The sequence below is a fragment of the Streptomyces sp. BB1-1-1 genome, assembly GCF_031597775.1.
In the GTDB taxonomy this organism is placed as follows: Bacteria; Actinomycetota; Actinomycetes; order Streptomycetales; family Streptomycetaceae; genus Streptomyces; species Streptomyces thinghirensis.
Genome location: NZ_CP134203.1, coordinates 5003327 through 5025392 on the forward strand (window position 1 = coordinate 5003327; position 22066 = coordinate 5025392).

The following is a 22066-nucleotide window of genomic DNA, read 5'->3' on the forward strand; positions in this document are numbered from 1 at the left end:
GCCACGCTGGGTGACGTGAATGCGAAATTGGACCTACAGGCCGCCTCTGTCGGACAGCGGTTCGCGATCCAGCTGTCCGCGACGCGAAGGGGCGCCCGGCTCGCCCGGCTGCTCGCCGAGCGCCAACTCGACGACTGGGGGCTGCCGTCCGAGGAGGTGACGCAGGTGGTGGCGGAGCTGGCGTCGAACGCCGTCCTGCACGGGCGCGTGTCCGGCCGGGACTTCCGGCTGGCGCTCTGGCCGCGCGCCGACGGCACTCTCCGTGTCGAGGTGACCGACGCGCGGGGCGACCGGGTCCCGCGCGCCGCCGACCCGGTGGCGGACGACGCGGAGTCGGGGCGCGGGCTGCGCATCGTGGCGGCGTACGCGGACCGTTGGGGCGTGGACGAGGGGCCGGCCCCCGCCAAGACCGTCTGGGTGGAAATGTCACCGGGTCGTGGCCGGACGTGACCCGGCCGGACGCGACACCAAAGACCAAAGAACCGGGGAAAGAACCGAACCCACCCCTGCCGTCCCCGGCGCTCACTCTCCGGAGTGAATATCACCAACTCGGCTGGCGTGGGAAGGCGTTCGTGGTGCAGCGTCAGCCGCGACGGCAACCCCAGACATGATTCGGCCCCCGCCGGGACTGCCATCCCACTGCGAGGGCCTGATCACCGAGGAAGTAAGGGCTTCCCGATGACTGAGCAGCACCCTAGCGCGCGCTCGCGCGCCGCGTCCGGCCGTTTCACCGGTGGCGTCGAGCACGAGAACCACCCCCACCACGACAACTTCACCGTGGTCGGGAACCACCTCCTCCAGCACCCGGAGCTGTCCCTGACGGCGATCGGCCTGGCCGTCCACATCCAGTCACTGCCCGTCGGAGCCCCGGTCGGGATCAAGTCGCTGGCGGGCAAGTTCCCCGAGGGCGAGATCCGCATCGCCGCCGCGCTGCGGGAGTTGGAGGAGCACGGCTACCTCGCACGCACCAAGGAGCGTCTTCAATCGGGCCGAGTCGTGACCCGGACGGTCTCCCGCAACCGGCCGCGCGCCGCCTTCGCGGCCGTGGCGGGCCCCGCCCGGCCGGTCGCGGACGAGTCAGCATCCCCGGCCCTGGCGCTCCGTGCCGACGCCGCCCCGGTGACGCACCCGACGGTGAACCGGGCCGCGCACCCGACGGTGAACCGGGCGGCGAACCCGACGGTGAACCGGGCGGCGGACTCGACAGTGAACCGGGCGGCGGTCCCGGCAGTGAACCAAGGGGCGGACCCGGCGGCGGGGTTGCTCGCTCGTCTCCGCGTTCACGACTCCCGTCTGCTGCTGACCGAGCGTGACGTCCGGCGTCTCGCCCCGGCCGTCACAGCCTGGCTGGAGCGCGGCGTACCCGCGACGGCCGTGGAACGGACCCTGACGGCCGGTCTGCCCCAAGAGCCGATCCGTCACCCGGCGGCCTTTCTGGAACGCCGCCTCACCGCGGATCTGCCTCCGGCGCTCCCCGCGCCACGCCCGTCGGTCGCCGGCCCGCGTCGGCCCGACCCCCTCCAGACCTGTGACGGCTGCGAACGCGCCTTCCGCGCCCCGCGACCGGGCCGCTGCCGTGACTGCCGCGCGAGCAGCCCCACGGACCATGTAGCCGCGTAAACCGCGAACACCCGACGGCAATCTGTCCTCCGCCGGCTCATTCGAGTAGCCGGATGACAGAACCGCCCGAAGTGTTCACGCTTTCCGACTCACATGGCCACCAGGGCGAGCGCGGCCGCGTTCAGAGCCAGGTACCCGGCGGGGAAGGCGATGTTGTGGAAGACCCGCGTGCGGACGTGGGCGACGACGGCACCGACGAAGAACAGGACGAGACCGACCGCGGCGGCGGTCCCGAGGGGCCGGACGCCCAGCAGGCCGATGAGGAGCCCGGCGGCTCCGGCGGCCTTGAGTACGGCCAGCCCCGGAAGCCACGACGCGGGGACCTCCACCTCGGCCGAGTTGGCGAGGACGAACCGGGCCCCCATCAGGTCCGCGACGGCGATCCCGGCGTTCGCCACGACGGCGACGACGGTGACGATCACGTAGGCCGTGAACACACGCCTCTCCTTCCACCCGTTTTCCTGGGCCCAGGGGCCAAGGAACCACGGGACCAAGCCTTCATCTCGGCGTGCCGCGACGTCCAATACCTGCGCCTATAACCTGGCGGCATGGACGTCGACACCCGGTTGCTGCGGTACTTCGTGGCTGTGGCGGAGGAGGGTAGCCTCACCCGGGCCGCCGAGCGGCTGTACGTCTCCCAGCCCGCGCTGACCAAGCAGATCCGGCAGTTGGAGGCCGGCCTCGGGGTGGACCTGTTCACGCGGTCGAGGACCGGCATGACCCTCACCGAGCCGGGGCGGGCGCTGGCGGAACGGGCCCCTGCGGTGCTGGCCGGGTGGGAGGGGGCGCTGCGGGGGACGAGGTCCGCGGCGAGCCGTGCGGCCCGCGTCCTGCGGGTCGGATTCATCGCCAGCGCCGCCAACGAGGCGACGCAGCCGATCATCGCCGAGTTCGCCCGGCGCCGGCCGGGCTGGCGGGCCGAGATGCGGCAGGCCGCCTGGTCGAACCCCTCCGCCGGACTCGCGGACGCGGACGTCGACGTCGCCCTGGTGCGACTGCCGTTCCCCGGTCAGGACGCGCTGCGGGTGACGGTCCTGTTCAGCGAACCCCGCTGCGTCGTGCTGCCCGAGGCGCACCCCTTCGCCGCTCGTGAGGTGATCGCCTTCCGGGATCTGTGGGACGAGCCGTTCGTGGCGGCCCCACCGGAAACGGGCCGGTGGCGGGAGTACTGGCTGGCCGCCGACGAGCGCGACGGCCACCCGGTGCGCGTCGGCGCGGTCACCGAGCAGCCGGACGACTGGCTCAGCGCGATCGCCAACGGATACGGCATCGCCCTCGCCCCCGAATCCGCGGCCCGCTTCTACACCCGCCCCGGCGTCGTCCACCGTCCCGTCACCGGAGTGAGCCCCAGCAGCGTCGGTGTCGCCTGGGCCCCCGCCGACGACGACAATCCCGTGGTCCAGGACTTCGTCCGCTGCTGCCGTGAGAGGCGCGTCGCCACGTGAACGTTTCCACACCGTTCCGGCCCTGACCGGCCACCCTGGTTCGAATACAGTGCTGGACGTCGTACGTACGGCCAGTGGTGTGGACAGTGATGGGGACAGTGCCGAGGGGAGGTCCAGGTGGGCGCGACGACCGGTGCCGTCTGGGGCCGTGCCGAGCAGCAGGACTTCCGCAGCCGGGTGCGCGGAACGCTGCTCGGGGTGGCCGTCGGGGACGCCCTCGGCGCGCCCGTCGACGGGCTGGACCTCGACGGCATCCGCGAGGCCCACGGCGCGGAAGGGCTCACCGACCTGGCCCCCGCCTACGGCCGGCGCGGTGCCGTCACCCACCTCACGCAGCTCACCCTGTTCTCCGTGGACGGGCTGATCCGCGCGCAGGTCCGGCGGGACACCGGCGCCTGGCACCCGCCGACCGACCTGCACCGGGCGTACCGGCGCTGGGCCGCCACGCAGCGCGACTGGGGACCCGACCTGCGGCGCAAGGACGACGGCTGGCTGGCCCACGAGGAGTGGCTGTACGCCCGCCGGGACGCCCCCCGCGCCCTGCTGCTCGGCCTCGGCGACGAGACCATGGGCACCCCGGAGGCACCCAAGAACCCCGGTGATCGCGGATCCGAGGCCGCCGCCCGGTCGGCGCCGTTCGGGCTCCTGGTCGGCTGGGAGCCGCAACTGGTCGCCCAGCTCGCCGTGGAGTGCGCGGCCCAGACCCACGGCCACCCCACCGGCTACCTGGCGGCGGGCGCGTACGCCGTGATCGTGCACGGGCTGGCGCGCGGCGAGAGCCTGGACGGTGCCGTGCAGCGGGGACTCGCCCTGTTCGCCGCCAGGCCGGGGCACCAGCCCGTGTCGGACGCCTTGCAGCACGCGCTCGGCGCGGTACGCCAGGGGATGCCGGGCCCGGCGCGCGTGACCGAGCTGATCGGCGAGGGGACGGCGGAGGGGCTGGTGGCCGCCGCCGTCTACTGCGCCCTCGTCGGCGAGGACGTACGGCACGGGCTGCGGCTCGCCGTCAACCACGGCGGGCCCTCCGCCGCGACCGGTGCCCTGACCGGCGGGCTGCTCGGCGCGCTGCACGGGGAAACGGCCCTCCCACCGGCCTGGCTGGCCGAGCTGGAGGGCCGTCCGACGATCCTGGAACTGGCCGACGACTTCGCCATGGAGATGACCCAGGGCCCCGCGCTGCACGGCCCGGCGGGATCGTCTCCGGGGTGGCTGGCACGGTACCCGCGGGGTTAGCGAACGCCGGGGTCGTCCGGGAGCCGACCGAGCGGTCAGCCCTGGTCGCCCACCCGGGTGCGTCCCACCGCGTCCTCCACGCCGCCCGCCGGCGCCGGGACGGCCGCCGCCGCGCCGGAGGCGTCGTCGTCGCCGTCCGTGTTGACCCGCTCGATGATCGCGAGCCGTTCCGGGGTGTCCTCCGGCTTCAGGAAACCGATCAGGACGTACAGGACCAGCGACACGGCCAGCGGGATCGACACCTGGTACTCCAGCGGCACCCCGCCCTCCACGTTCCAGTTGATCGGGTAGTTGACCAGCCAGAAGGCGAGCAGGCCCAGCGCCCAACTGGTGAGCGCGGCCGTCGGACCCGAGCGACGGAAGGGCCGCAGCAGACCGAGCATCATCGGGATCGCGATCGGACCCATCAGTCCGGCGACCCACTTGATCACGACGGTGATGATGTCCTTGAACGTCGGCGAGTCGACCTGCGTCGCCACCGCCATCGACAGGCCGAGGAAGACGACCGTCGCCAGCCGCGCCGCCAGCAGCCCGGCGCGGTCGCTCCAGCCCCTGGCCCGCACCGACAGCACCGGCGCCACGTCACGGGTGAAGACGGCCGCGATGGCGTTGGCGTCCGAGGAGCACATGGCCATCGTGTGCGAGAAGAAGCCGACGATGACCAGGCCCAGCAGACCGTGCGGCAGCAGCTGCTCGGTCATCAGGGCGTAGGAGTCGGAGCCGTCCGCCTTCTGCGACTCCACCAGCAGCGGCGACATCCACATCGGGAAGAACAGCACCAGCGGCCAGACCAGCCACAGCACCGCAGACAGCCGCGCCGACCGCTCGGCCTCGCGGGCGTTGCTCGTGGCCATGTAGCGCTGGGCCTGGTTGAGCATGCCGCCGTTGTACTCGAAGAGCTTGATGAAGAGGAAGGCGAGCAGGAACACCGTGCCGTACGGGCCGACCAGCGGTTCGCCGTGGCCCTGGAGTTCGGGCTCGTCCCAGACGCCGAAGAAGCCGCCGTGGTCGCCGAGTTTCATGACCACGGCCACGAACATCGCCACACCCGCCAGCAACTGGATGACGAACTGGCCCAGCTCGGTCAGCGCGTCCGCCCACAGGCCGCCGATCGTGCAGTAGATGCCCGTGACGACGCCGGTGATCAGGATGCCCTGGTTGAGGGAGATGCCGGTGAAGACCGACAGCAGCGTGGCGATGGCCGCCCACTTCGCGGCCACGTCCACGATCTTCAGCAGCATGCCGGACCAGGCGAGGGCCTGCTGGGTCGGCAGGTTGTACCGGTTCTTGAGGTACTCCAGGGGAGAGGCCACGTGCAGCCGTGAGCGCAGCCGGTTGATGCGCGGCGCGAACAGCTTGGACCCGATGGCGATACCGAGCGCGATGGGGAAGGACCAGGTGACGAAGGACGTGACGCCGTAGGTGTAGGCGATGCCCGCGTACCCGGTGAACATCACCGCGCTGTAGCCCGACATGTGGTGCGAGATGCCGGAGAGCCACCAGGGCATCTTGCCGCCGGCCGTGAAGAAGTCGCTGACGTTGTCCACGCGTTTGTGCGACCAGAGGCCGATCGCCACCATGACGGCGAAGTAGCCGATGAGCACGGACCAGTCGAGACCGTTCATGTGCCCCCTTCCGGGGTCCGCCTTGTGAACTCCGCTCAGCTGGCTGGCACTTCGCACGAGCGGGGTAGGGGCGAGGCAGGCCGCGAAGTGCCCGCTCATCGTGGTTGCGCCGACGCGGGCACGACAAGGAAGGGGAGGGTCAAGAGCAAGTAAAAATGTTCGGCTTGCTGACCTCGGTTCACCTACATGAACATCGCGACGGCCCTGCCGAGGCCGCCTACTTCAGCTCGTCCGGGCACGGCGTGCCCCGCTTCAGCCCGTACGGCGACGCCAGCCGGTACGTGCCCGCCTCGGGGGCGATCAGCACCGTCCACTTGTCGCCCTCGGCGGTCTCCTCCGTCTCCGTCAGGCAGCCGTTGACGTTGTCGAACGTCTTCGGCGCGCCCTCCGGGCCGTTCTTGGAGGCCTCCGTCTCCTGGGGCGGCTCCAGCTTCTTACCCTCGGCGTCGACGAGGCTCAGCCACGGCGAGTACGGCATCCGGACCAGAACGCGGCCCGGCTGCCTCACGTCGATCGTCCACTCGTCCTGCTCGGCACGCTGGACGACCGCGTCGGGCTCCGCCAGCGGCGTCGGGTCGAGCACCTCGAACAGCTGCCAGTTGGCGTCCCCCCAGACCTGCTTCAGGTACGGCAGGCCCCGCTGGAGCAGCTCCCGCTCGCGTTTGCCGCCGTCGCCGTCCGGCTCGCCCTTGGGCAGCACCACGTAGTGCACGGCCCAGCGCTTCAGCCACTCGTGGTAGTTCGCCGAGTTGAGCGTGTCGTCGTAGAAGAGCGGGTTGCGCTCCATGTCGGCCTGGCGGGTCCAGCCGCGGGCCAGGTTCACGTACGGCGCGAGCGCCGAGGCCTCCCGGTGGGAGCGGGCGGGTACGGCCTCCACCCGGCCCTTCTCCGCGCCGACCTCCTGCAGCTCGTTGAGGAGCGGCGCCAGCTCGCGCGCCCAGGAAGCGGTCGGCTGGGTGTGGATGACGTCGTCGGCCGACTTGAAGCCGATCCAGCCGACGAAGCCGACGATCGTGACCACGAGCGCGTACCACTTGCGCGTCCGCGCCACCGTGAACGGCAGCGCGGCCACCAGGGCCGCCCCGGCGAAGAGCATCGCGAGGCGGGTGATGTTGGAGCCGATCTGGGAGCTGATCAGCCAGACCAGCAGCACGGACAGGCCGTAGACCGCCGACGTGATCCGTACGGTCGTCCAGGTGCGCGGCACGAACACGTACACCAGGCCCGCGTACAGGATCGGCAGGACCGCCGAGCCGAAGGCCATCGGCTGCGTACCGGAGAAGGGGAACAGTACGGCCGACAGGGCGACGACCGCCGCGGGGGCCAGGCCCAGCGACCAGGCGCCCGGGCGGCGCTTCTGGAGGAACAGCGCGACCGCCACCAGGCCGACGAACAGCCCCGAGACCGGCGAGGCCATCGTGGACAGCGCGGCCAGCGGCGCCGCGCACAGCCCCTTGGCCCAGCGTTCGTACCGCCAGCGGTAGGGCCAGCAGAACACCACCGCGACCGCGCCAAGGCCGAACATCATGCCCAGCCCGAACGTCACCCGCCCCGACGCCGCGTTGCCCAGCAGCCCGAACAGGCCCGCCAGCGACGCCCACAGCGGATTGCGGACCACCCGGCTGCGGATCAGGATCATCGTCAGCAGCCCGGCCGACAGCGTCCCCGCGATCATCATCGTCGTACGCACGCCGAGCACCGACATCAGATACGGCGAGACCACGCTGTACGACACCGGGTGCATGCCGCCGTACCAGGCGAGGTTGTACGCCGAGTCCGGATGGCGGCCGACGAACTCCGACCACGCGTCCTGCGCCGCGAGGTCGCCGCCACTGTTCGCGAACGTGAAGAACCAGGCGATGTGGAGGATTCCGGCCAGGGCGGTCACGGACAGCACGGGGTGGCGCAGCATGCGCTCGCGCAGGGCCAGGAAGGCGGCCTTCACAGCGGACGGCGCTTCCGGCTCGGCACGGTCCGGCTCACGGCCGCCGTCCGCCGGGCCACTGCCGACCCTCCCGCTCCGCCCGCTCTCCCCGGTGTCCTCGCGGGGCGCGGGTACGTGTGGTCGCGGGCCGGCTCCCGGGCCCGCATCGGCGTCGTCGGCGCGTGTCGGCTCCGCAGTGGCCACCTGAAGGCACTCCCCGTGTCCCGTCTTCTGCTTACGGCCGTGTCCCGTTCCCGTGACCGGCGACCTGCCCGTTTCGTGACGCTAGCACGCACTCCCGCACCGTGGCTTCCTCCCCTCCGGGACCCCGCGGCCACCCTCCGGGACCTTCCAGGAGCTTCCGGGACGCAAACGCCCCCGCGGCCGGGTGGCCGCGGGGGCGTCCGCGTCGGTGCGGCCCGTGCGGGCCGGCCGTCAGCCCAGGCGGGTCAGCTTGTCCGTGAAGGCGGGCTCCACGAGATCCTTCTGGAGGGCGACCGGTACCTTCACCGCGCCGGCCGCCTCGCCGTCGCCGACCGTGAGCGTGCCGACCTTCGTGCCGGCCGCGGCCGTGTGCGGCACCTCGTCCGCCTTGAACGTCAGTTTGACGGTCAGGCCCGGCCAGCCGACGGCCTTGACGTCCTGTGTGGCGACGACCGGCGTCCGGCCGCCGAGGCCGTCGTCGACGTACCCGACGACGCTCCCCTTCTTCAGGATCGTCGACGACTCCAGGGTGTCCTGCGCGGCCCGGATCAGCTTGTCGCTGGAGTCCAGCGCGGCACCGAGGATGGTGTTGTCCTTGCCGCCCGCCGGCTGGCGGACCACGGCACCGACGATGGTCCGGGTCTCACCGCCGACCTCCTTCTTCGCCGCGAAGACCAGGTTGCCGAGCGCGGAGGTGGTGGTGCCGGTCTTGATGCCGACGACGTCGTTGTGGCCGACCAGCTGGTTCCAGTTGGAGTGGTTGACGCCCTTGTAGTCGTCGTACGACATCATCGCGGCGACCTCGCGGAACGCGGGCGACTTCATCGCCTCCTTGGCCAGCTTCACCTGGTCCACGGCCGTGCTCACCGTCGTGTTGTTCAGGCCCGACGGGTCGGTGTACGTCGTGTTGGTCATGCCGAGGTCCTTCGCGGCGGCGTTCATCTTCTCCACGAACGCCTTCTCGGACCCCGCGTCCCAGCGGGCGAGCAGCCGCGCCACATTGTTCGCGGACGCGATCAGGATGCTTTCCAGGGCCTCGCGCTGCGAGATCGAATCGCCCTGGAACACGTTGACGGTCGACTCCTGGCCGGCCTGCGACTGGTCCTCCGCCGCCTGGTCGATCTCGATCTTCGGGCCCTCGGCGCCGCTCTTGAGCGGGTGGTCGCGCAGGACGACGTACGCGGTCATGACCTTGGCGACACTCGCGATCGGCACGGGCTTCTGGTCGCCGGACGAGCCGAACGTGCCGATGCCCTGCACGTCCAGCGCGGCCTGCCCGCTGGACGGCCACGGGATCTCGGGCTTGCCGCCCTCGAAGGTGAAACTGTCCTGCGCCGTGAGGTCGAGTTCCGGCGCGGGCAGTTCGCGCATCGACTGCACGACGCCGAAGACGATCACCAGCAGGATGACCAGCGGCGTCCAGATCTTGACCCGGCGCACCGTCGTCCGCAGCGGGGTCTCCGGGGGCGGCGGGGTGTTCGTCAGCTCCGCCAGCAGGTCCAGCGGTGGCTTCGGCGGCAGCGGCTGCTGCGTCGTCCGCTCGGGCCCGACCTGCGGTACGGCGGTGGTGGCCCCGGTACGGGGTGCCTGCGGCGCCCTGGGGGCCTCGGGCGGGGGCTTGCGCGTCGCGGGGTCGTCCGGGTGCCGGAGCGCGACGAACTTGCTGGTCCGCTCGGCGTCGGTCTCGGAGACCCGCGCGGGGGCGTCACCGCCCTTGTCGCCCTTGCCGCCCTTGTCTTCCCTGCCCTCCTTGCCCTCCTTGCCTTCCTTGTCTTCCTTGCCGGTCTTGGGCGGGTTGGCGGTGTCGCCCAGCTTCAGCATGGTCGTCGGCTGGTCGACGGCGGGCGCGGAGGGCCGCGGGGCCTTGAAGACGGCGGTGGGCTGATCGACGGGACGCCCGCCCACGTGCTCTTCGGCGTCCTCGGAGGCGTCGGAGTCCGCGGTGGCGGCGGCGTTCGCGCGCTCCTCCGTGGCCTCGCGTGCGTCGGGTTCGTCGTCGGACCGGCCGTCCGGGTGCTCGTCGGCGTCCTCGGCCGCGTCGGAGCCGGTCTCGGCTTCCGTGTCGGCGTCCGTGGCCTGCGCGTCGCGCTCGTCCTCGGGGGCGTCGGAGTCCGCGGTGGCGTCCCGCCGGGTCTCCTCCGCGGCCCCCGGGCGCGGCGTGTCCCCGGCGTCGGCCTCCGCGGCGGCCCGCTCGTCCGCGGTCGCCACCCAGGCCGCGACGGCGTCCCGCAGCCGGCCGTCGGTGGTGGCGGCGGGCTCGGCGCGATCGTCCTCGGAGGTGCCGGACGTATCGGACATCTCGGAGGTACCGGACTCTTCGGGCGTCTCGGAGGGGCCGTCCTCGACGGGGTTCTCCGAGCCGGCGCCCTCGGACTCGCCCTCGGTTTCCGCCTCCACCTCCGACTCCGCCTCCGTGTCGGACTCCGCCTCCGTCTCGCGGACCGACAGCACCCGGGTCGCCGTATCGACGCCCCCACGGGACCCGGCGGACCCGGCGGACGCCGACGGCTTCGCGTCCTCCCGTGCCACCGCCAGCCGCGGATCACGCGTCTCGCTCGCCTCGGTCCTGGCTTCGGGAACCGGACCCGCGCTCCCCGACGTCGGTTCTTCCGACGACTCGCGCTGCTTCGAACTGTCGGGGGACTCGCCCGCCACCGATGCCTCCTCCATGCGCCGCACGTCGTGTGTGCGCTGCCGAACCCGTACCGAAACCATGTACCAGTGTCCTGTGTACGGGGGGAACCCACGCGGTAGACGAGAACGACATACCTACTGGTTCCATTGCGAACCGGTCACGCACCCTCGACAGACCAATGTGAGAGGGGTCACCCTGTCTTTCATCCACGCGGGGAGGCATGGATGGGCAGGAGCCGCAGAACACTTCCGGAGGAGCTTCTGCTGCTGGCGTTGGACCCGACCACGGGTACCACCGCACAGCCGCAGTCGCTCGACCTCGGTCTGGCCGGAGCACAGCTGGTGGAGCTGGCGCTGGCCGGACGGATAGCCCCAGACGGGGATCGTATCGCCGTGGTGGCACCACGGCCGACAGGAGATCCAACACTGGACTGCGCGTTGGAGTTGCTGCGAAGGCGTGGCGCTCCCGTACGGGCGGTCAACTGGATTGGCGGGCCCCGCCTGGGGCTGCGCCAGACCTACCTCTCGCATCTGGAGCGATGCGGCATGGTGCATGCCGTGGAGGGCCAGATGTGCGGGGTGCTGCCGACGACTCGCTATCAGGCGACGGACACGGCGATCAGCAGGGAGATCAAGGCCCGGCTGGACTCGGCGATCCGCACCGGCGTACCGCCGGACCCGCGGACCGCGGCGCTCGCCGCGCTGGCCCACGCGGTCGGTCTCGGCAAGCACCTCTATCCGGGCAACGAAGGACGCTCGTCACGGTCCCGCCTGCGGGACCTCATCAGGCACGACCCCATGGGCGGACTGGTGGCGCACGCGGTGATGGACGTCCAGAACGGCGCGGCGGCCCAGCCACGCCGTGCCCCGGCCCCGGCCGGCCGCCAGGCCGCGGGACCGGGAGCCAGGCCCGCCCCGGAACCCGCCCGCGGTGTTCCGGCGCAACCGCGCCACGGATCCATGGCGCGTGCGGTGGCCCACTGAGCCGCACCCACCGCAGCAACGCACCGCAGCAACGCGAGCAGTACCGCACCGCCGCACCGCCAGTCCCCCAGGCCCGGTCACGGGAGCCGCAGGTCCGCGCGGGGCGGCGGGACCGACCGTACGTCCGGCACGCCCGGACGGCGGCGCGGTCCCGCCGCCCCGCGCGGCCATGTGTGCGGGTGGCGCCCCGAACTGGCGTGTACGCGGCGCATATCGACCGTTTCCCAGCGGTAGAAAGCACCTTGGTGGCAGTCTGCTCAGCAGCAGATACGCAAAGTGGCAGGTATGAGTCACGCAGCCGGAGGTGCACGTCCCGTGGCGTCCAATGTCAATCCCACCGTCAGGCGACGCCGGCTGGGCCAGGAGCTGCGCCGGCTCCGTGAGCTCAAGGGCATGACGGCCGAGGAGGTGGCGGAGCGGCTGCTGGTCTCGCAGTCGAAGATCAGCCGCCTGGAGAACGGCCGGCGCAGCATCAGCCAGCGTGACGTCCGCGACCTGTGCGGGGTCTACGAGGTCGAGGACCAGCGGATCGTCGACTCGCTGATGCAGATGGCGAAGGACTCGCGCCAGCAGGGCTGGTGGCACGCCTTCGGGGACATCCCGTACAGCGTCTACATCGGCCTGGAGACCGACGCGGAGTCGCTGCGGACCTACGAACCCCAGATCATCACCGGCCTGTTGCAGACCCGGCCGTACGCCGAGGCGCTCATCCAGGGCGCCCTGCCCGAGACCTCGGTCGCCGACATCGAGAAACGGGTCCAGGTCCGCATACGGCGCCAGGAACGCATCTCCGCCGACAGCAACCCGCTGCGGCTGTGGGTGGTCCTGGACGAGGCCTGTCTGCGCAGGGTGGTGGGCGGCAAGCAGGTGATGCGCGAGCAGCTGGAGCACGTCGCCGAGATGTCGCAGCTGCCGCACATCACCGTGCAGGTGCTGCCGTTCGACGTCGGGGCGCACCCCGGCATCAACGGCCAGTACTCGATCCTGGAGTTCGCCGACGCCGCCGACTCGAGCGTCGTGTACATCGAGGGTGTGACCAGCGACCTGTACCTGGAGAAGGCGCAGGACGTGCAGAAGTACACGGTGATGTACGAGCACCTGCGGGCGCAGGCGCTGAACGTGGAGGAGTCGCGGCGGCGCATCGAGGATGTGGCGAAGGAGTACGCCCGCTGATGTGGCGGCGGATGTTACACCCCTGGTGGGTGGTACTGGAAGAGTCACCTGGAATATGCCATCCGGTCGGGTGAATGGCTGCTCCGATCGGCGAGGGCAGCGAGTAGCGTCGATCACGCCAAAGATCAAGCGTCATTGGCGTAAACCGCACTCAGCACTCGCCATCGGAGCAGACATGGCAATTCTTCAGGGCGCCCAGGAATCGTGGACCAAGTCCTCCTACTCCGGAGGAAACGGCGCGTGCGTCGAGGTCAAGTCACCGGTCGTGGCGGCACTCGCCGTCCGCGACTCCAAGGTCACCGAGGGCCCGGTCCTGGCCTTCCCCGCCGACGCGTGGAACGCCTTCGTGACCTCGGTCAAGGAGTAACGGCTCCACGCTCCGCCCACCAGCACCGCCGACGGAGCCCTCTCGACCAGTTCGCCGACCTTGCCGAGAGGGCTCTGTTCAGTCCCGACCCCGCGTCGGCCCAACTCAGCTCCGTCGCGCTCAGCTCACGGGGAACGCGATGTCGCACACCGGGTCCTCGGGGCCCGACGCCTCCCAGTCGGCGAAGTACACCTCACGGCAAGGACCCGCCACCGTCAGACCCTGAGCGGCGACCCACTCCTCCACCGCCTCGAAGGCGGCCAGGATCTGCGGATGGGCCACCTGCGCCTTCGTGATCCGGGTGTAGGCCAGCCGCCGGGCCGGCTCCACCCGCACCTGCGACTGCCAGGCCCGCCCCCGCTCCTCGCTCCACGCCCGGGCCGCCGCCTCGTCGGCGACCGGCACGCACGACTCCGCCGGGCCGTCACTCTCCATCGACACCTCGGCGTGGTAGACGACGAACGGCGCCGCCGTCACACCCCCGCAGCCCCGCGCCGCCTCCTCCAGCCGGGTCAGCGAGGCACCGATCCACGCCGGCAGCTCGCCCGCCAGCGTGTGCCGGGTCTCGCTGATCACCACCTGCGCGGGCACGTCCACCGTCTCGACCACGAACTTTCCGTACACCTCGGAGCTCCTCCCCGAAAGACGTCCACGGAGGTAGTCGGCGAGCGTCCGCTGCCCGGCCACCCGGGCCTCCACTCCCGCCCAGTAGGCGTCGAGCAGCACGGCGGCCCCGGGCCCGTCCGCGTGGACCACCTCCGCGACCTTCGCGAGCGGCATGTCCAGCTGGCGCAGCAGGGCCACGAGCCGGGCGCGTTCGGTCTGCCGGGTGCGGTAATAGCGGTAGCCGGTGGCCTCGTCCACATGGTCGGGCACCAGCAGGCCCATACGGTCGTACAGCCTGAGAGCCTTGGCCGACAGCCGGGCCCGCGCGGCGAACGCCCCGATGGTCAGCAACTCGTCGTCGCGTGCATCGTCCACGTCGTCATCCTCCGTCACCGGGCGGCCTGTTCCGCCCGGCGACGACGACGCTCGGGCCTGCCCCAGGGGCAAGGTCAACCCGCCAGCCGCTCCTCCACGGCCGCCACGACCTCGGCCGACTCCGGCTTGGCCTGCGGCGAGAACCGCGCGGCGACCTTGCCGTCCCGCCCGATCAGGAACTTCTCGAAGTTCCAGCGGATGTCCCCGCTGTGCCCCTCGGCGTCGGCGAAGCCCGTCAGCCGGTCGTACAGCGGATGCCGGCCCTCCCCGTTGACGTCCACCTTCTCGGTCATCGGGAAGGTCACGCCGTACGTCGCCGAGCAGAACTCGGCGATCTCGTCGGCGCTGCCCGGCTCCTGGCCCATGAACTGGTTGCAGGGCACGCCGAGCACGGTGAAGCCCTGTTCCGCGTACCGCTCGTGCAGCCGCTCCAGGCCGGCGTACTGCGGGGTGAGCCCGCACTTGGAGGCCACGTTGACCACCAGTACGACCCGGCCCGCGTACTGGGAGAGGTCGGCGGATCCGCCCTGGAGGGCGCCGATCCCGACGTCGAGGGGGAGGCTGTCATCGCGCTGCGTGTTCTCTGAGGTCGTCATGTCCGGATGCTAGCCCCGCGACATGTCGTGCCGGCGGGCGCGTCACTCGGCCTCGATTGGGTTAAGGACCGCTCGGGAACTCCTGCGCCAACAAACCGTTGCATAGTCTAAGAGACTGGGGAGGGACGCCTGAGAACAGGGAAGAGGCGACTCTTGAGCGCTGCGACACCGGAGTAGTCATGACCGTGAAGAAGTCGCCGTCCAGTTCCGTGATGCTGTCCTGGATGCCCGTGGCGGCCATGGCCGTGGTCGCCGTCGTGGACGTCACGGCCGGGCCGGGGGTGGGGCTCCTGCCGCTGGTTTCGCTGGGACCGGCGTTCGCCAGTCTGGTCGGCGGCTGGCGGCGTACGGCGGTGATCGGACTGGTCGCGCTGGCGCTCTGCGTGAGCCTCGGCCTGTACAACGGACTCTTCGACCGTCCGCGCGGTTTCACCGCCATGGCGTCGGTGGCCGGGGTGACCGGCGTCGGGATCGCGGCGGCCGTGATGCGCTCGCGCCGCGAGACGGAGCTGGCCAACGTGCGGTCGATCGCGGAGGCGGCCCAGCGGGTCCTGCTGCGCCCGGTACCGCTGACCGCCGGCCCGCTGCACGCGGCCGTCTCGTACACCTCGGCGCTCGCCGAGGCCCGGATCGGCGGCGACCTGTACGAGGTGATGGCCTCCCCGCACGGCGTCCGGGTGATCGTGGGCGACGTGCAGGGCAAGGGCCTGGCGGCGGTGGAGACCGCGGCCAGGGTCCTCGGCGCCTTCCGGGAGGCGGCGTACGACGAGAAGGACCTGGTCAAGCTCGGCGAGCGGCTGGAACGCAGCGTCGCCCGCGAGCTGGAGGACGAGAAGTTCGTGACCGCGATCGTCGCCGAGATCGGCTACGACCACCAGGTCGTCCTCCTCAACTACGGCCACCCGGCCCCGATGGTCGTCCACCGCGACGGCACCGCCGACTTCCCGGAGCCGCCCTCCTACGCCCTCCCGCTGGGCCTGGCCGCACACGGCGGCCCCGGCCCGGAGCTGTTCTCGGTGCCCTTCACCCCCGGCGACCAGCTGCTCCTCTACACCGACGGCGTGACGGAGGCCCGGGACGAGGAGGGCGGCTTCTACCCGCTCGCCGAACGCGCCCACCTCCTGAAGGACCCCGACGTCCACCGGGCCCTGGACGCCCTCCGCGAGGACCTGGTGCGGCACGCGGCCGGACCGCATCACGACGACGCCGCGATGCTGCTGCTGCGGTACCAGGGCGATGACGGCGGGGCAGCGGCCGGACCGGCGTGAGCGTCCGGTCAGGCCCGCCGGCCGCCGGCCGACGCCATGCCGAGCCAGGTGTGCGGGTTGCCCTCCCAGCACCAGCCGAGCTTCGGGGCCTTCTGGCTGATCCAGATCGCCGGGACCCGGCGGTCGCCGGACCGTGAGCCGCCCAGCGAGAAGCACTTGTTCTTGACCAGGATCCGCGGCACGTGCGTCAGCAGCGCGACGCCCTCCTCGATGGTGAGCGGAGTGCGGCCCCGCTCGGCGACGGTGGCCATCGCGTCGCCCGGCACGACCCCGCAGAACTCCTCCCCGCGCTCGACGTCGAACAGCAGGTGGACGCCGTCCGGGGAGGGCGGCGCGGCCTCCTCGGTGGCGACGAACCGCTCCAGCGAGCCGGGCTCGAAGCTGCGGTCGACGAACCCGGGCAGCCGACCGCCGTGCAGCGTGGTCAGCGGCACGGTCCGCTCGATCGGGGCGAGTTCGCGGGCGACGACCAGGACGAAGGGCACCCGGCCGGACGCGGCGGCGTCGTGCTCCTGGCCCGGGTCGCCCGCGTGGGCCACGGCCTCGGCGCGCAGGGGCGCCACCAGCTCGGCGAACTCCTCCTCCGTGCGCCCGGAGAGCGCCGGGTAGCCGAGCGCGACGAGCGTACGCACCTGCCGGTCGAACTCGGCGGCGGCGTCGAGGACGGGGGAGTCGTTGGTGTGGTGCGTTCGGTCGGTCAAGCGGGTTCCTTCCGTCGAGCCTGTCGCGGGGCGGCCGGGAATGTGGCTGGTGCCGGTCAGGAGAGCTCCTTCGTCGCGATGGCCTCGATGTCGGCCGGGCTGCCCGACATGATCGTCCGGACATGGCGGGTGACCAGCTCGAGAGGCCAGTCCCACCACGCGGCCCGCTGAAGCCGCGCGACGTCGTCGGCGTCGTACCGGCTGCGGATGGGCCGGGCGGGATTGCCGCCGACGACGGTGTACGGCGCGACGTCGGCGGTGACCACCGCCCCCGCGGCGACGATCGCCCCGTCCCCGACGCGCACGCCGGGCATGACGGTGACGCCGTGGCCGAACCACACGTCGTTGCCGACGACCGTGTCACCGCGGCTGGGCATGCCGGTGACGAGGTCGAGCGTGGCCTCGGCCCAGGCGCCGCCGAACATGGTGAACGGGAACGTCGACACGCCCATGGTGGGGTGCTCCGCCCCGGCCATCAGGAACCGGGTGCCGGAGGCGATCGCGCAGTACCTGCCGATGATCAGCTTCTCCGGCCCGTAGGCGTAGAGCACGTTGCGCGTCTCGAAGGCGGTGGCGTCGTCGGGATCGTCGTAGTAGGTGAAGTCGCCGACCTGGATGCGTTCGTCGGTGACGAGCGGCTTGAGGAGGACGACCCGGGGGTGCTGCGCGAGCGGGTGCAGGACGCCGGGGTCGGGAGCGGTTGCGGGGTCGGTCATGCGGTGACCTCGATCCTGGCCAGGGAGCCGGTTTCCAGGGCGCACCACACGGTGCCGTCGTGCCGGGCGATGCCGTGCGGTTCGCTGTCGGGGCGGGACAGCGGGTACGAGGTGACGCGGCCGTCGACGGTGATCCGGCCGACCCGGCCACTGCCCCACTCGGTGAACCACAGCGCGCCGTCGGGCCCGGCCGTGACCGCGTGCGGCCGGGCCGCGGGGTCGGGCAGCGGGTACTCGGTGATCTCGCCGTCCACGGTGATCCGGCCGATCCGCCCGGCCCCGATCTCGGTGAACCACAGCGCGCCGTCGGGCCCCGCGGTGATGCCCACCGGCGCGGCGCCCTCGGTCGGCAGGGGGTGGGCGGTGCCGCGGCCGTCGGTGGTCAGCCGTCCGACGGCGTTCTGCTGGTTGAGGGTGCACCACAGGGCCCCGTCCGGGCCGACCGTGACGGCCGACGGGAAGGCGCCGGGCGCCGGGTACTCGGTGACCTCGCCGGCCATGGTGACGCGGCCGACGCGGTCGACGCCGGACAGCGTGAACCACATGGCTCCGTCCGGCCCGGCGACGATCCCGAACGGCCCGCCCTCGGGGGTCAGGGGCGCGAAGGAGGAGTAGCCGCCGTCGGGGGCGATACGGCCGACGCGGTGCGCCCGGTACTCGGTGAACCACATCGCTCCGTCCGGGCCCGGCGCGATCACGGTCGGCCCGGCTCCGACCGGGTGGACGGTGACACTCCCGTCGCCCGGGTCCCGGCGGGCTACGGCGTCCTGGTGGACGAGGGTGAACCAGAGGGCGCCGTCCGGCCCTTCGGCGAGGGCGTAGGGGCCGGCGTCCGGGCTGCTGACGGTGAACTCCCGTACGGTTAATTCGTTCATCGAGAGTAAGCTTACGTAGAGAGCATATTAGCTGTCAATATAAATATGCTACCGGGGTAAGATTCACCCATGGACCTGAACACACCGGCGCCTGGCCTCCGTGAGACCAAGAAGCGCGAGACGCGGCAACTGATCTCCGGCCACGCGACCAGGCTCTTCATCGAGCAGGGCTTCGAGCGCACGACGATCGCGGAGATCGCCGACGCCGCCCGCGTCGCCAAGAAGACGGTGACGAACTACTTCCCGCGCAAGGAGGACCTGGCCCTCGACCACCAGGACGAATTCGTCGCCGCCCTGGCCGGCACCGTGACCGCGCGCGCACCGGGCGAGACCCCGCTCGCGGCCCTGCGCCGTGCCTTCATGGCGTCGGTGGCGGCCCAGGACCCGGTCGCGGGCTTCGCCGGCCCGGCCTTCACCCGCATGATCGCCGACAGCCCCACCCTCACCTCCTGCCTGCGCGGCCTCCACGACCGGCGGGAGGAGGCACTGACCGCGGCCCTGGCCGCGGCGACGGACACCTCGCCCGACGACATCACGCCCCGCACGGCCGCGGCACTGCTGGGCGGAGTCCACCGGGTCCTGTTCTCCCGCATCCAGGAACTGACGCTGGCCGGCTCGGCCAACCCGGAGATCGCTCAGGTGCTGACGCGGGAGGCGCCGCGCGCCTTCGACCTGCTGACACCGGCCCTGGCGGAGTACGGCCGCTCCTGAGCCGCCCCGCCGAGACCAAGGCCGTCGCCGCCGCCAAAACTCCTGTGCGTCGGCTCGTACACCTCTGCGATCATCCCCGAATGGCGCACAGTCCCGAATCGCTGGTCATCCGGCACACCCGCCGCCTCCCCGTCCCCGAGGGCCCCGCCGGTGAAGGGGCCGCCGCCGCACGGCAGTTCGACGCGGCGCTGACCTCCGTGGGCTTCAAGCTCTCGGCCGAGCTGCTGGAGCGGCTGTCCGGGCTGTCCGGGGCCGCGGTCGTGCACCTGGCCGAGCGGACGCTGCCCACCGTGAGCGAGATGGTGGGCGACCACGTCCGGCACAACGCGTACTTCATCGACTTCCCGGCGAACGTGCCGGACACCGAGGAGTTCTGGGCGCGGTGCGTGGCGGAGGCGCTCGGCGACGACACGTCGCGCGAGAGCGTGCTGACGCAGCTGGCGCACGGGGTGCTGGACCTGCTCAGCCTCCCCACGTACGGCCGCTACCAGCACACCTACGAGGAGATGCTCGCGGCACAGGACGAGCTGATCGCCGCGGCGGGCGACCGGGTGACCGTCCTGCATCTCGGACGGGACCTGGACGGCGAACTCACCGACCTGTACCTGGCCCTGGCGGGCAGCACGACGCCACTGGGCGAGGACCACCTGCGCGACCTCAAGGTTCTCGCCGAGCGATGCGCGCTCGGCCCCCAGCCGGAGTCCATCCCCGTCCGGGAGAACCGGGCGGTCGTCAACGAGGCCCGCCTCGGCGTCGGCGCCGGCCTGCTGCTGGACACCGTCACCGATGTGCTCCGGCTGGCCTGCGCGCTGTCGGGCGGCGACGTGACGCTCCAGGAGCCGACCCGGTTCCGGAAGCTGTCGCGGCCGGTGCGCCGGGGGCTGCTCGCGGGCCTCGACGCGGTGGTCGCGGCGAACCCCGCGAAGCTCGCCGACGTGCACGCGCACCGGGAGCCCTTCAAGCGGCTCGGTGAGCGTCTCCATCCGCACGAGTACCCGCGCTGGCCGCACGCCGCCGACGTGTTCGCCGTCGCGCGGGGCGAGAAGGAGGCGCGGTCCTTCGGCAGCCGCCTCGAGCAGCTGCTCGACGACTTCGACGTCCCCGGTGCGGTGAAGCTGCTGAAGTCCGCTCCCGGCAGGCTGTTCCGCGCCCTGGACCTCCTGCTGCGCATCGCCGCCGACCAGGAGGAGCGGGACGCGGTGGTGGCCGCCGCGGTGGAGGTCGCTCCCGAGGTCTCCGGCCGGGTCGTCCTCTCGGTCCGTGAACACTTCCACAACCGGGAGCGGGAGACCGACGAACCCCGCATCTTCGTCAACCGCCGGGGCCGCGCCTGGGCCGCCCGCGACGTCCGGCCCGCGATACCGGCCGGCGACCGCGACCGCCTGATCGCCGCCCTCGACGCCGAGACGCGCCGTCGGCTCCCGGCGCCGGGCCGGCTGCTGGTCGACCCCGACGTCCTCGACGTGTCGCTCCCGCTCAGCGGCAGGGCGACCGCGGCCGGGTTCGGCGTACTGCCGCGGGGCTCGGTCTCGGAGATCGACGGCGAACGGCTGCGCTTCTTCGTGTACTGGAAGGAGACCGGGGAGCGGACCGACTACGACCTGTCGGCCCTGCTCCTGCACAGCGACTACAGCACCGACTCCTGGCTCTCCTACACGGCCCTCACAGCCGTCGGGGGCGAGCACTCGGGCGATGTCACCGAGGCGCCCGACGGGGCCTCGGAGTTCATCGAGCTGTCCCTGGACCGGGTGCGCGGCACGTTCGTCGTTCCGCAGGTCAACATCTACGCGGGCGAGAGCTTCGAGGAGGTCGAGGAGTCGTTCTTCGGGTTCATGCTGCGCGACGGTGAGCAGAAGGGCCGTCCGTTCGAACCGCGCACGGTGCGGATGAAGTCGGAGCTGCGCGGGACGGGCCGGGTGGCGCTGCCGCTCGTCTTCCGGCGTGGGGACGACGGCAGGTGGCGTGCCAAGTGGCTGCACCTGCACCTGAAGGGGCTCTCGTACGCGAACCGGGTCGAGGAGAACCAGGTGTCGGTGTCCAAGGTGGTGCGTGCCCTCGTGGAGCGCGAACAGCTCACGGTCGGGTACCTGATCGACCTGATGTCCCGCGACACCACGGCCATGGACCTGTGGGACGGCGAGCCGGTCCCGGACGAGCCCGTGACGTACATCGGTCTCGAACGCCCCGAGGGGCTGCACCCGGACTCCCGGGTCGTCACCCTCGAAAATCTGCGCGACCTGATACCGGGCTGAGTGCTAGCGTTGCCCGCGGCGAGGCCATGAAGGGGCTTCCTTCTCATTTCACTCTAAATGAACCCAAGTCCCTTCGCTTTCCTCGCCTTCAACGTCGCACCGGGCGACGCCCGCGCAGGCGCGCAGCCGGCCGTCGGCCGCGTCCCGGTCGGGGACGGCGCGCAGCATCGCGTAGGGCCCCTCGGCCGGGTCGAGTCGGGGCAGGTGCCGGAGCACGACTCCGGTGCCCGCGCCGATCACCCCGGACAGGACCGCCTCGGTCAGGGCGTGATGGACGTGCACGAGGTAGTCGGCCAGGGACACCCGGGTGGTGACGACGTCGAGCCGTGCCGTGCGGAGGTCCGCACCGGCGCGGGCCCGGGGCGGAATCTCGATCCGGGCGGGCAGCGGGGGCAGGGCGGCCGCGGGGAAGAGCCGCAGCAGACGCCGCAGCGGCGGGGTCTCGCCGGAGTCCTCGGGCAGCGTCCACGCCATGGCGCCGTCCGCGCTGACGTGGTGGAAGGCGAATCGCGTGCGGAGGTTGTCGGGGTTGCCGGAGAGGAAGACCGTACGGGTGTAGGAGCGCAGCCACGGCTCGCTCAGCGTGTCCGGCAGGTTCAGGGCGTAGGCCACCGCGGACCGCGCGAACGTCGTGGGCTCGAAGCGCCGCAGCACGACCGTCACGGCCGTCCGGCCCGGCTCGGCCGCCCGACCGGCGTGCGCGGCCCGGACGCGGCGTTCGGCGTGCTCCCGGAGGTACTGCTGGGTGAACACGGGT

At 71.9% G+C, this 22066-nt stretch carries 20 protein-coding genes; 10 read left to right on the forward strand and 10 right to left on the reverse strand.

Annotated features, from left to right (window positions below):
* Positions 1–6: 6 nt before the first annotated feature.
* On the forward strand, positions 7–450 hold the full coding sequence (locus RI578_RS23135; protein WP_399063157.1) for an ATP-binding protein: 444 nt from the start codon (positions 7–9) through the stop codon (positions 448–450).
* 228 nt (positions 451–678) lie between these two features.
* Positions 679–1620, forward strand: a complete 942-nt coding sequence (locus RI578_RS23140; RefSeq protein ID WP_310872860.1) for a helix-turn-helix domain-containing protein — start codon at positions 679–681, stop codon at positions 1618–1620.
* Positions 1621–1709: 89 nt separating this feature from the next.
* Here the strand turns inward: RI578_RS23140 and RI578_RS23145 are convergent, their stop codons facing one another.
* Positions 1710–2057, reverse strand: a complete 348-nt coding sequence (locus tag RI578_RS23145) for a DoxX family protein (RefSeq protein ID WP_310872861.1) — start codon at positions 2055–2057, stop codon at positions 1710–1712.
* 111 nt (positions 2058–2168) lie between these two features.
* Between RI578_RS23145 and RI578_RS23150 the strand changes: the two genes are divergently transcribed.
* Entirely contained in the window at positions 2169–3065 is an 897-nt protein-coding gene (locus RI578_RS23150; protein WP_310872862.1) for a LysR family transcriptional regulator, read from the forward strand.
* Between the two features lie 117 nt (positions 3066–3182).
* Positions 3183–4298 (forward strand): ADP-ribosylglycohydrolase family protein, encoded by a 1116-nt coding sequence (locus RI578_RS23155; RefSeq protein WP_310872863.1) that lies wholly within the window; start codon positions 3183–3185, stop codon positions 4296–4298.
* Positions 4299–4333: 35 nt separating this feature from the next.
* On the opposite strand, the gene RI578_RS23160 is transcribed toward RI578_RS23155, so the two are convergent.
* The 3 genes from RI578_RS23160 to RI578_RS23170 all read right to left on the reverse strand — a co-directional run bounded on the left by RI578_RS23160 (position 4334) and on the right by RI578_RS23170 (position 10766).
* The gene (locus tag RI578_RS23160; protein WP_310872864.1) at positions 4334–5923 is read right to left on the reverse strand and encodes a sodium:solute symporter family protein; all 1590 of its coding nucleotides are present in this window, start codon (positions 5921–5923) and stop codon (positions 4334–4336) included.
* Positions 5924–6140: 217 nt separating this feature from the next.
* The gene (locus tag RI578_RS23165) at positions 6141–8051 is read right to left on the reverse strand and encodes a glycosyltransferase family 87 protein (protein ID WP_310872865.1); all 1911 of its coding nucleotides are present in this window, start codon (positions 8049–8051) and stop codon (positions 6141–6143) included.
* A 231-nt stretch (positions 8052–8282) separates the two neighbouring features.
* Positions 8283–10766: a D-alanyl-D-alanine carboxypeptidase gene (locus tag RI578_RS23170; protein WP_310872866.1), complete on the reverse strand. Its 2484-nt coding sequence runs from the start codon at positions 10764–10766 to the stop codon at positions 8283–8285.
* 144 nt (positions 10767–10910) lie between these two features.
* Between RI578_RS23170 and RI578_RS23175 the strand changes: the two genes are divergently transcribed.
* From RI578_RS23175 to RI578_RS23185, 3 genes are all read left to right on the forward strand, one after another.
* Positions 10911–11669: a GPP34 family phosphoprotein gene (locus RI578_RS23175; protein ID WP_279565536.1), complete on the forward strand. Its 759-nt coding sequence runs from the start codon at positions 10911–10913 to the stop codon at positions 11667–11669.
* A 315-nt stretch (positions 11670–11984) separates the two neighbouring features.
* On the forward strand, positions 11985–12842 hold the full coding sequence (locus RI578_RS23180) for a helix-turn-helix transcriptional regulator (protein ID WP_193776327.1): 858 nt from the start codon (positions 11985–11987) through the stop codon (positions 12840–12842).
* A 175-nt stretch (positions 12843–13017) separates the two neighbouring features.
* A complete protein-coding gene (locus tag RI578_RS23185; protein WP_210963792.1) occupies positions 13018–13209 on the forward strand; it encodes a DUF397 domain-containing protein in 192 nt (63 codons plus the stop codon).
* 120 nt (positions 13210–13329) lie between these two features.
* Here RI578_RS23185 and RI578_RS23190 read toward each other — a convergent pair whose 3' ends face one another.
* Together RI578_RS23190 and RI578_RS23195 are read right to left on the reverse strand one after the other, a co-directional pair.
* The gene (locus RI578_RS23190) at positions 13330–14190 is read right to left on the reverse strand and encodes a MerR family transcriptional regulator (RefSeq protein ID WP_310872867.1); all 861 of its coding nucleotides are present in this window, start codon (positions 14188–14190) and stop codon (positions 13330–13332) included.
* Between the two features lie 74 nt (positions 14191–14264).
* The gene (locus RI578_RS23195; protein WP_310872868.1) at positions 14265–14786 is read right to left on the reverse strand and encodes a glutathione peroxidase; all 522 of its coding nucleotides are present in this window, start codon (positions 14784–14786) and stop codon (positions 14265–14267) included.
* A 179-nt stretch (positions 14787–14965) separates the two neighbouring features.
* Between RI578_RS23195 and RI578_RS23200 the strand changes: the two genes are divergently transcribed.
* Positions 14966–16054 (forward strand): PP2C family protein-serine/threonine phosphatase, encoded by a 1089-nt coding sequence (locus RI578_RS23200; RefSeq protein WP_310872869.1) that lies wholly within the window; start codon positions 14966–14968, stop codon positions 16052–16054.
* Positions 16055–16062: 8 nt separating this feature from the next.
* Here the strand turns inward: RI578_RS23200 and RI578_RS23205 are convergent, their stop codons facing one another.
* From RI578_RS23205 to RI578_RS23215, 3 genes are read right to left on the reverse strand one after another with little or no spacing between them, the layout of a single operon-like run.
* Positions 16063–16755, reverse strand: a complete 693-nt coding sequence (locus tag RI578_RS23205; protein WP_310872870.1) for a DUF5701 family protein — start codon at positions 16753–16755, stop codon at positions 16063–16065.
* 56 nt (positions 16756–16811) lie between these two features.
* Complete coding sequence (locus RI578_RS23210) at positions 16812–17471, reverse strand: CatB-related O-acetyltransferase (protein ID WP_310872871.1); 660 nt, start codon at positions 17469–17471, stop codon at positions 16812–16814.
* The gene (locus RI578_RS23215; RefSeq protein WP_310872872.1) at positions 17468–18346 is read right to left on the reverse strand and encodes a virginiamycin B lyase; all 879 of its coding nucleotides are present in this window, start codon (positions 18344–18346) and stop codon (positions 17468–17470) included. The genes RI578_RS23210 and RI578_RS23215 overlap by 4 nt, the downstream gene beginning before the upstream one ends.
* 69 nt (positions 18347–18415) lie before the next feature.
* Here RI578_RS23215 and RI578_RS23220 point away from each other — a divergent pair, with 69 nt between their 5' ends.
* Both RI578_RS23220 and RI578_RS23225 read left to right on the forward strand, forming a co-directional pair.
* Entirely contained in the window at positions 18416–19057 is a 642-nt protein-coding gene (locus RI578_RS23220; protein WP_310872873.1) for a helix-turn-helix domain-containing protein, read from the forward strand.
* An 80-nt stretch (positions 19058–19137) separates the two neighbouring features.
* Positions 19138–21309, forward strand: a complete 2172-nt coding sequence (locus RI578_RS23225) for a hypothetical protein (RefSeq protein ID WP_310872874.1) — start codon at positions 19138–19140, stop codon at positions 21307–21309.
* A gap of 48 nt (positions 21310–21357) precedes the next feature.
* Here the strand turns inward: RI578_RS23225 and RI578_RS23230 are convergent, their stop codons facing one another.
* On the reverse strand, positions 21358–22062 hold the full coding sequence (locus RI578_RS23230; RefSeq protein ID WP_310872875.1) for a DUF6182 family protein: 705 nt from the start codon (positions 22060–22062) through the stop codon (positions 21358–21360).
* Positions 22063–22066: the final 4 nt, after the last annotated feature.